At 61.5% G+C, this 2,477-nt stretch carries 1 protein-coding gene and 1 pseudogene; both read right to left on the bottom strand.

The genetic code is table 11. The features are described from left to right. Positions 1 to 2 precede the first annotated feature (2 nt). Positions 3 to 866, bottom strand: coding sequence for an IS21-like element helper ATPase IstB (gene istB, locus IVA91_RS26580; protein WP_346015530.1), 864 nt, complete (start codon positions 864 to 866; stop codon positions 3 to 5). Further along, positions 775 to 2,365 (bottom strand): annotated as a pseudogene (gene istA / locus IVA91_RS26575) (IS21 family transposase). Before istA ends, istB begins: the two are co-directional and overlap by 92 nt. Positions 2,366 to 2,477: the final 112 nt, after the last annotated feature.

The following is a 2,477-nucleotide window of genomic DNA, read 5'->3' as shown; positions in this document are numbered from 1 at the left end:
TGTCAATCGGCGTTCGACTGGGACCCCCTATCGGCATCCAAAAGGGACCCCTTTGATCGGCGTGCTCTGCTGGGAGCGCTCGGGTCGTCGGAGCTGGTCGGGGTTGCGGAGACGGCGCGAGCGCGGGTTGTTTGAACATCGTCGCGGCTTTTGAATCGCCAGCTGTCGTTGCCGGTCTCGACGATGTCGCAGTGATGGGTCAATCGGTCGAGTAGCGCGGTGGTCATTTTGGCATCGCCGAACACGCTCGGCCATTCGCCGAACGCGAGATTGGTGGTGACAATGATGGAGGTGCGTTCGTAGAGCCGGCTGATGAGATGGAACAGGAGCTGACCGCCGGATTGCGCGAACGGCAGATAGCCCAGCTCGTCGAGAACGATGAAGTCCATGCGGGTCAGATGCTCGGCGAGCCGTCCCTGCCGACCGTTGCGGGTTTCGGTCTCGAGCCGGTTGACGAGGTCGACGACGTTGTAGAAGCGTCCTCTAGCGCCATCGCGGATGCAACTTCTGGCGATGGCAATGGCCAAGTGTGTTTTGCCTGTACCGGTGCCGCCAACCAGCACGACGTTGCGTTGTTGGGCGATGAAGCCGCCGCCAGCGAGATCATTGACGAGAGTCTGATTGATCGGCGTGCCGTCAAACTGGAAGTCGGCGATGTCCTTGGCGAGCGGCAGCTTGGCAATGGTGAGCTGGTATTTGATCGACCTGGCTTGCTTCTCGTTGATCTCGGCGTTGAGCAGGTCGCCGACAATGCGCTGAGGCTCGTGCTGGCGCTTAACGGCAGTTGCCATGATCTCGTCGAAGGCAGCCTTCATGCCGTAGAGCTTGAGTTCGCCCATGAGGTCGAAGATTTGGGTTCGTTCCATCAGATGGTCCTCCGGAGGTTGTCGTAGCGGGCACAATCGGCGATCGGTGCATGACGGAGCGTCAGTGCGGCCGGCGTCATGATGTTGGCCGGTGGGGCAGGTTCACGTTGACGGGCCAGGATATTGAGAACGACATCGGCGGAATGGACGCTGTGACTGAGCGCTTCGGCACAGGCCGCTTCCACCGCGGACAGACCGTCAGTCAGCACCGCGTTGAGGATGTCGACCATCTGCCGATTGCCATCGTCGGTGCTGGCCAGCTTGCGCCGGATCCGATCGATCGCGGCCGGCAGCACCCAGTCTTTGAAGGGAGCACCGTTGCGCAAGGCGCCGGGTTTGCGGGCGAGCACCGGCACATAATGCCAGGGGTCGTAGACGGTATCGCCGCGGCCAAAGGATCGCGGGTGCTCGGCAACGATACGTCCATCCTGACGGATCACGATGCGATCGGCATAGGCTTGAACCTCGACCGGTCGTCCGACTGCGCTGGCTGCGACCGAGTACTTGTTGTTGTCGAAGCGCACCAGGCAGGTCTTCGAGACCGATGCCGTCACCGCATGGAAGCCGTCGAAGCGGCCGGCATAGGGAACGAGTTTGGGGCGTTCGGCTTCGAACACGTCCCAGATCGTCTGATCGGTCAGCTCCGGATGGCGATGAGCCTTGGCGTAGGCGATGCATTTGTCGAGCAGCCAGGCGTTTAACTCGTCGAGGTTTTTGAACCGCAGCCGCGGCGTGAAGAAGCGTTCCCGGACCAGCCCGACCTGGTTCTCGACCTGCCCCTTCTCCCAGCCCGACGCTGGCGTACAGGCGACCGGATCGACCAGATAGTGGCTGCACATCTGCAGGAAGCGGCGATTGTAGAGACGGCCTTTACCGACAAAGATCGTCTCCACCGCGGTCTTCATGTTGTCGTAGATGCCGCGGGTGCAGGTGCCTTTGAACAGGGCGAATGCCCGGTCGTGGGCGTCGAACACCATCTCCTGCGTCTCCCGCGGATAGGCCCGCACGAACAGCATGCGGCTGTGACAGAGCCGGACATGAGCAGCCTTCACCATCACCGTGGTGCCGCTCAGCAGGACGATCTCGTGGCTCCAGTCGAACTGGTAGGCTTCGCCTGGTGCAAAGCTCAACGGCACATAGGCCGACGCTGTCGAGGTGCCGCGTTCCTTGCTCCACCGTCGTGCGTATCGACGAACCGCATCATAGCCGCCGGCATAACCCAGGCCGCGAAGCTCCTCGAATAGCCGGATCAGCGTCAGCCGTTCCCGCGCCGCCTTGCTCTCATTCCCTGCCAGCAACCGGTCAAGCTCGGCACTCCAGGCACCCATCTTCGGGAGCGGCTGCGTCTCGCGCTCGTACCGGAACTCCGTCGCTTGAGAACGAATGACCTTGCGAACCACCTTCCGCGATACGCCAAGTTCTCGGCAGATCGCCTTGATCGGACGACCATCAACAAAGTAGGCGCGACGGATCTTACCAATCGTCTCCACCACCAGCATCCCAACCTCGGCTTCCATGACTCGATGGAAGCCACTGTGGACCCTTATCCCGGGGTCCCGATTGGATGCCGATCACCCCGAAAACGGGGTCCTTATTCCATGCCGAAACACA

The organism is Bradyrhizobium sp. 153, assembly GCF_023073835.1.
In the GTDB taxonomy this organism is placed as follows: Bacteria; Pseudomonadota; Alphaproteobacteria; order Rhizobiales; family Xanthobacteraceae; genus Bradyrhizobium.
Note: the sequence above shows the minus strand (reverse complement) of the source record. Positions and strands in the feature narration are given on the sequence as shown.

What these genes read in the sequence shown, in the direction of transcription:
- istB (WP_346015530.1), bottom strand. Translation starts at nt 866, where the DNA reads ATGGAACGAACCCAAATCTTCGACCTCATGGGCGAACTCAAGCTCTAC.